The organism is Edaphobacter aggregans DSM 19364 (assembly GCF_000745965.1).
Taxonomy (GTDB): Bacteria; Acidobacteriota; Terriglobia; order Terriglobales; family Acidobacteriaceae; genus Edaphobacter; species Edaphobacter aggregans.
The window spans coordinates 1-6,660 of sequence record NZ_JQKI01000212.1; the positions used below are offsets into that span (position 1 = coordinate 1).

6 protein-coding genes and 2 pseudogenes are annotated in these 6,660 nt (G+C 55.7%); 3 read left to right on the plus strand and 5 right to left on the minus strand.

Going from position 1 to position 6,660, the window contains the following annotated elements; all coding sequences use genetic code 11:
- Positions 1–235 (plus strand): annotated as a pseudogene (locus Q363_RS29640) (ATP-binding protein); the annotation flags it as partial.
- 383 nt (positions 236–618) lie between these two features.
- Here Q363_RS29640 and Q363_RS29645 read toward each other — a convergent pair.
- The 5 genes from Q363_RS29645 to Q363_RS29660 form a co-directional block, all read right to left on the minus strand.
- Complete coding sequence (locus Q363_RS29645; RefSeq protein WP_035357905.1) at positions 619–852, minus strand: hypothetical protein; 234 nt, start codon at positions 850–852, stop codon at positions 619–621.
- A gap of 26 nt (positions 853–878) precedes the next feature.
- Positions 879–1,658, minus strand: a complete 780-nt coding sequence (locus Q363_RS29650) for a class I SAM-dependent methyltransferase (protein ID WP_035357906.1) — start codon at positions 1,656–1,658, stop codon at positions 879–881.
- Positions 1,659–1,819: 161 nt separating this feature from the next.
- Complete coding sequence (locus tag Q363_RS47165; RefSeq protein WP_425387809.1) at positions 1,820–2,401, minus strand: ATP-binding domain-containing protein; 582 nt, start codon at positions 2,399–2,401, stop codon at positions 1,820–1,822.
- A gap of 17 nt (positions 2,402–2,418) precedes the next feature.
- Entirely contained in the window at positions 2,419–2,820 is a 402-nt protein-coding gene (locus Q363_RS42430; protein WP_051979525.1) for a hypothetical protein, read from the minus strand.
- A 179-nt stretch (positions 2,821–2,999) separates the two neighbouring features.
- Positions 3,000–4,400, minus strand: coding sequence for an outer membrane beta-barrel protein (locus Q363_RS29660; protein ID WP_035357908.1), 1,401 nt, complete (start codon positions 4,398–4,400; stop codon positions 3,000–3,002).
- Positions 4,401–4,586: 186 nt separating this feature from the next.
- Here Q363_RS29660 and Q363_RS29665 point away from each other — a divergent pair, with 186 nt between their 5' ends.
- Both Q363_RS29665 and Q363_RS44970 read left to right on the plus strand, forming a co-directional pair.
- Positions 4,587–5,879, plus strand: coding sequence for an APC family permease (locus tag Q363_RS29665; protein WP_051979526.1), 1,293 nt, complete (start codon positions 4,587–4,589; stop codon positions 5,877–5,879).
- Positions 5,880–6,133: 254 nt separating this feature from the next.
- A pseudogene (locus tag Q363_RS44970) lies at positions 6,134–6,660 on the plus strand (VWA domain-containing protein); the annotation flags it as partial.

The window sequence follows — 6,660 nt, forward strand, 5'->3', positions numbered from 1 at the left end:
TAAGGAAAAGCACTATCTGCGTGCTATGGCGGAGCTCGGTCCTGGACCTCATCGCTCAGGTGATATCGCCATAATCCTCAAGAAGCCCACAAACTCCTTAGGACCCCTTCGGGCGAGTTTGATAATCAAAGGTATGATCTGGAGTCCAAATCACGGCGATACGGCCTTCACGGTGCCCCTCTTCGACGAGTTCATGAAGAGGATTATGCCCGGAACTGATTGGCAAGCTCCGTAGAGCAACTACGGCTAGGCTAGGTTCTTAAGAACTAGCCAGCGAGGAACGGCGGACCATACATTTGAGAAAGTTCAAAACTGAAGTTGCCGATAAGCTGACTTTCAGGCATTTCGGTATTACTTCCGGTTAGCCGGTAATACACCCACAATTGAACTTTGAAGACCATGGGAATTCCGTTTGGGAGCTGAGGTGGGAAGACGAGTCCGCGGATTCGATGGATTCGATTTCAATGAGTCGCTTGTGCAAGTCGCAGGCGGCCGTCGGTGGTGCGGTCAACGAAATATCGAGTCGTCTGATCGTCTTCGATTATCGCAATACCCGACCTCGTGTACGCCAGTAAGCGGTTCCCAGATGCGACGAATCCATTCACGTCGTCCGGCAAGTCATATTTGCGTACAGCGTGCGTCTTGCGGTGTTGGCGAGTCGCCCCATTCGCCAGCATGAAGAATACTAATCCAGACCGCATCGGGTTCTACACGGATGGCCGAAATGGCGCAATCGACCACTTCGGGCGGAGTGAACAGGTAATACTGACGATCGGCCGTATCAAAGTAGCCGAAGCCACCAAACCCGGAGTTTCCTTCCCCGTCGTAAAATGTTTTGAAGATCCTTCTCATCTCATTTATCGGCAACTACGGAAACGTTACTCAGTTCTCTTTGGATAGCCAATCAAATAAGTAATCGGTACAAAGCCATTCCTCTTCGTTCCCGCTTGCCAGTGATAGTCCTTCACTCGTAACCGCTTTGACATCTGGAATAGCTCATCCTTCGAGTAAGCACGTAGGCATGACATGAGGCCGTCAAACCAGAGCATAAACGGAACAAGTGGTATGACATAGGTCCAGATAATTCGTGGCCAGCGGAAAGGCCGAATCGCTGGCGTAATAAGCAGAGCGACCATGGGAAGAAAGCAGATCGCGAGCATGACTCTCATATCTCTCTTTGCGCCCTCAAAGATAGCAATTCCCTGGCGATGCGTTGCTGCATCACAGAGTATTCTTCGCGCATCGTTGGGTGAAAAATGATGAAACGAGGAAAATATGGTTCGGAATCCGCTGAAGTGCGCAGGCACCTCTAGCGCCGAGACAGGCTGTGCGTAAAAGTTCACATACTTACATTCAGAACTGGCCCGCTCAAACCCTTCGGTATTGGGGTGAAGATCGGTTAGCAGGACGGTTATCTTGTAAGCCTGTTCCTCCTCGAAATTGCGCGCCAATTGCAACCAAGGTCCGCCTGCACCGGAGCAAAGGTCGATCACGTGATTTGTTCCAGATTCTTCTAATGCCTGACGAAGCAGCGGAACGATTGGCCGATAGGAGTCGAACATCATCCAGATGGCCTGGAGCGCATCAGTGAATAGATTCCGCAAAATAGCGGGGCACCAACGATGATCGTGGATCTCGAAAAGCTCAAAGCGGCGCATATCAAAGAGTACGGTGTTGAAATTCCCTAATTATCTACTCTATTGCGCTATTCTGTCCGACCTTCGACTAGAACTGCCGCCCTCAGCCTTCCCCAGCAGGTGAGTAGCGGCACGTTCAGCCGAAGATCCGCCGCAGCGATGCCATGTCTCGCGACTCTCCCTTAACAGGCGAATGATAAGGAGACACTACACCGGACAGGCGTGGATCTTCCGAGGTGGGACCGTTGTCGACGATGGCCTCGGCCATAGATGGAGCGGCCGACGACCTCACTCGTCGTTCGGTTCAGTCCGAAACGCCTGAGTAGGCTCTGCGGTAGGTCGACTGCATACTTTGCGCGCGTCACGGCAACATAGAGGAGTCGCAGCTCCGCCGCGACGGATTCCTGGTGATCGGAACGTGTCGATGGTGGACGCGCGGAGAGGAAATCGGGATCGATTTCGACGTACCCCCACTCTCTGCCTTTCGCTTTATGTGTCGTTGAGCAGATGATCCGGGCATCCCCCTCGTTGGGAACACAACCCGCGATCGCCCTGAGCATCGTTTCTTCCCCGTACTCCTGGACGAGGTTGACCAGACCACGGAGGTATTCCCCCTCGGTGCGGGTGCTGAATGACATAACGTCCTTCCAAGTAGCGAAGCCCAGTAATTCAGGCGATTGTCCCGCTTGTCCCTGTTTGACGCGACGGACATCGGTCAACAACATCTCCAGACCACTGGCTCCGCCAAGAACATGACAAGGCATCCTGCAGGAGAGGCACTTCAGAACATTCCGATGACGCCGGCGTTGGTGCGGGACAGAATGACCTGAGGATGGACCACAGCGAGATGGGACTGGATCGCTTCCAATCCTCGCACCGGATGCTTCGCTCCGAGTGAGCGAAGAATTGCAGTTGCAGCGGTGGCAATTGCGGGGCCGAACCGGTACGACTGGGAAAGGAGAACATGGTGAGGTGTCGATACCTGGGCCATCGCGTTCACCGCTCCCCGCCATTCATAGATCTGTTGATAGGGGTCTCCGACATACACGACAGGACAGTCCATCCGCTTCAGGACGCTGCTCTTCGAAATGTGGGTCGTCCCTGAACCAAAAACCAGCCACTTCGACGTGAGGATACTGAAGATTCCCAGTGTGTCGCTGTCGAGGATACATTTCCACGCCATGCGGCGGGGTGATGGTGCGATGCTGATCGACCAGGAAACTAGCTGCGGTGATCAGGCAAAGCAACCGATGACGGGTATCATCCACACACGCAGATTCAGTTTTTCACATGTCGAGAGTCGAGGCGCACAACTTCACAACATTCATGGGTCAAGATCGTCGTGCAAGAATGGCGCATACCTTAGAAGTGAAAGATCATATCCGATGCGAACGTAAACTGATTCGTCCGCGTCCCCTTGTCATAGGCCCTGCGATCCCAGGCATGATCGAACCGTATCTCCGGCCTTATCTGTACCGTAGACCCAACCCAGTGGCTCAGCATCAGCGTGGCCTCGCTGTACTTCGTCGCATACCCCGTCCGCTGGCCCTTCTTGTCATTCAAGAAATCACTACGAAACGACACGAAGTCGTGCGGCGAAAGCTGTTTGTTGATGTAGTTCACCATCGCCCACTCCGGCGCCAGACATGTCTGCAGGCCTGCCCTGCAATTCGCGCCGTTTGTTCCTTTTTCCGGCGCGATCGACCCGTTCACACTTGGCACATCCCTCTGGTACATCGCATACATCTCTGTTGCCATATGCCAAGTGCTCCCGAACTTGTGATACCAGGTGCCGTCATACATCTGCAGATTGTTGAACGCATACTTGCCGTCATTGATTCCATTTGCGCACAGGTAGAAGTTGTCATTCACGCTCTCCGTCGTATAGCTCACACACCCAATGAACGATGGCTTGGCATCCTCGGTCCATAGCGCCACATCATGACTACCCGAAACCCCGACCTGCACCACCCACCGATCATTCGACTGGATCGTCGCCAGCACGCCCGTGTCGGTAAACGGATCCACGGCATACAGTAGCGAGTGGCTGAAGATGTAGTTGTTCGGCGTCAACTGCGCTTCAATCCCCGGGATGGAGATAAACCTCCCCACCCGCACATTCATGCCCTTTGCCACATGGGGAAAGTACACGTCCGCGTACTCCAACACCGGGTCGAACCCATACTGCCTGTCGTGATCCAGCAACTGGCTACTGAAGTACCCCTTGTTCGTCGTCGACCGGTAGTCTGTCCCAAAGAACCCCGTCAGATGAAATCCCCAGTCGACATGGTCCCGCTGCACCGAATCCGGCAGCCGCTCGACATACACCACCGCCTGTCCCAGCTCTACGCGATTCGAATAGATATCGTTCGTCTCCGGGTAGTTCCTGTCGCGCGATGTCGTTACGTTCGCCGTCGGTTCGATCCACCCATAGACCTTTGTCCGCCCCGTTGCTCCATTGATCGCGGTCTGCAGAGGATACACATTCCCATCTGCCTCTCCAATTGTCGGCGATCCACCGTACGACCAGTCCGAGTTGGGGAACGGCGGTGAACTCAACGGCGAAGGCAGCCCTCGTCGCGCCGCTGCCGGCCCAACCGCTGCAGTGCCCTTCCAATCCTCACGATAAAACTCTATCCACCGTCCAAAGAAGTTCCGTGTGCTATTCGCCGCCGCTGGCGCGTTCGGAACCTGCTGCGCCTTGGCGCAACACACTGCTATGACCGAAATACCGATAATTCCAACTACCGCGAATCTCCTCACGCATTCTCCAACAGGCCCAACTCCATATGGCGCCCTATTCAAGGTACTTCCTGGAAACACCGCATCCGAACACCAGTGTCTCAGCACGAAACGGAATTTCTATATCTTTACGATTTGTTTATGCGTTCTTGAATTAACCTTTATTCCATGTTCGCCCAACCCTCCTAGCCGACCGAAAGAGCACGCATGTCGTTCTTCGACCTTGTCGTCGGTAAGCCGCTCGCAACCTCTGAAGAACGCGCTGAACACATCGGTCCCATCGTCGGCATTCCCGTCTTCGGCCTTGATGCTCTCAGCTCAGCCGCCTATGGCCCTGAGGCTGCTCTAACACTTCTCATTCCACTTGGCCTGGCGGGCATTCAGCACATCGTACCCATCAGCTTCGCCATCCTCGGCCTGCTCGTCATCGTCTTCATCTCTTACCTGCAGACCATCGACGCCTACCCCCACGGTGGCGGCAGCTACACGGTCGCGTCTGAGAACCTTGGCGCGAACGCCGGCCTGCTAGCCGCTGCGGCGCTGATGATCGACTACATCCTCAACGCAGCCGTCGGTATTTCCGCAGGGGTTGGGGCGTTGGTCTCAGCCCTTCCGGTGCTCCGGCCCCACACGCTCGCGCTCTGCCTCGCCATCCTGCTCATCCTCACTCTTATCAACGTCCGCGGAGTTAAGGACACCGGTACCGTCTTCCTCATCCCAACCTACCTGTTCGTCGGCACGCTGCTGCTTGTGATCCTTGTGGGAGCGGTGCGCGCTTTCGCCGCCGGTGGTCATCCTGTCCCGCTCTTCGAGCCTCCACACCTTCCCGTCAGCGCGTCGATGCTCTCCCTCTGGCTTCTGGCCAAGGTCTTCGCCAGCGGATGCACCGCCATGACCGGAGTCGAGGCTGTCTCGAACGGAGTCAACGCCTTCCGCGAGCCTACGCAGAAGAACGCCAAGCGGACGCTCACCATCATCATTGTTCTGCTCATGGTGTTTCTCGTCGGCATTGCTTTACGATCGTGTCGCACGCCAGATCGCTGTCGACTGCCCTATGCGAGTCGAAAACCTCGTCGAACCTCTGGTCATCGTCCCCTCGATCGCTGGTCTCGCATTACCGAAAAGGGCCTGCGCTTCGCTTTGAAGATCAGCGATCAGGTTCAAGCCGTCCACGTTGACGCTGAGGAGTGCTGCGACGAGGTGCGACAGATGTGGCGACAAGATGTTGCTGCGCCCTTGCGCTCGTCGGGCAAGACCGTCCCCGAACTCATTCTTCTCTCTTCACCCTACCGCTTCGTCATAGCGCCACTCGTCGAGTACATCCTGAAGGTCGAGAGCGAGCATCCAGATCGTCAGATCGCTGTCCTCGTTCCCGAGCTTGTCGTCAAACACTGGTGGGAGACTCCGCTCCACAACCAGCGGGCTCAACTGCTGAAGCTGCTTCTTCTTGTACGCGGGAATCAGCGCATCATGGTAATCAACATTCCTTGGTACCTATAACTCAGACTGGCCACTGCAACTTCGACAAGGTAGGTAAAGCCCTTGCTGAGTTATCTGGATCGAATAACCTGGAAGCGGACAGAATAGCCAACGCCTGATCGAGCGATCGGGCGTTGCGGCCGAAGACCGAATCCGGGAAACGACCTGAGTGAAGAATACTGATTTGGTGGGCCAGCACGAGAAAACTCCACTTGAACCAATAGCGTTGTCGGGAGAACGTCAATTCTACCCATCGATTCGGTAGAATCAACCGCGTGACAGCCTCCTCTCGCAACCGGCCTGCACAACCGAACCTCGCAGCCTTTACCGCTGTCATCACTCTCCTTCTCAGTACCATGCCCGCCAGCGCCCATGCCTCATGTGCTCCGGAAACGAATATCGTCGCTCAGCAAACCTCGCCCACCATGCAAGCTCTGTCCCCAGCGTCGCAGCGAACCATCCAGCCACAATCCCGCGCCGCTCCGCAGTCCGTGCCTACCCCACCTCCCGCTCAAATCCCTGACTCCGCGACACCGTCCCCCGGCTGGCCCATCACCACCATCAAAGTTCAGGCTAACGAAGTAAACCTCATCTTCACCGTCACCGACAAAAAAGGTCGCTTCATCACCGGCCTCAAACGCGAGAACTTCGGTCTGCTCGACGACGGCCACCCCCCGGTCGCAGTCCTCACCTTTACGCAGCAGACCAATCTTCCCCTCCGCGTCGGAATCATGCTGGACACCTCCAGTTCGATCCGCCAGCGCTTCCAGTTCGAGCAGGACTCCGCCATCGAGTTCCTGCG

Excerpts from the sequence above, each read along its gene's own strand:
- Q363_RS29650 (WP_035357906.1), bottom strand. The coding sequence starts at position 1,658 with ATGCGCCGCTTTGAGCTTTTCGAGATCCACGATCATCGTTGGTGCCCC.
- Q363_RS29665 (WP_051979526.1), top strand. The coding sequence starts at position 4,587 with ATGTCGTTCTTCGACCTTGTCGTCGGTAAGCCGCTCGCAACCTCTGAA.
- Q363_RS47165 (WP_425387809.1), bottom strand. The coding sequence starts at position 2,401 with ATGCCTTGTCATGTTCTTGGCGGAGCCAGTGGTCTGGAGATGTTGTTG.
- Q363_RS42430 (WP_051979525.1), bottom strand. The coding sequence starts at position 2,820 with ATGGCGTGGAAATGTATCCTCGACAGCGACACACTGGGAATCTTCAGT.
- Q363_RS29645 (WP_035357905.1), bottom strand. The coding sequence starts at position 852 with ATGAGAAGGATCTTCAAAACATTTTACGACGGGGAAGGAAACTCCGGG.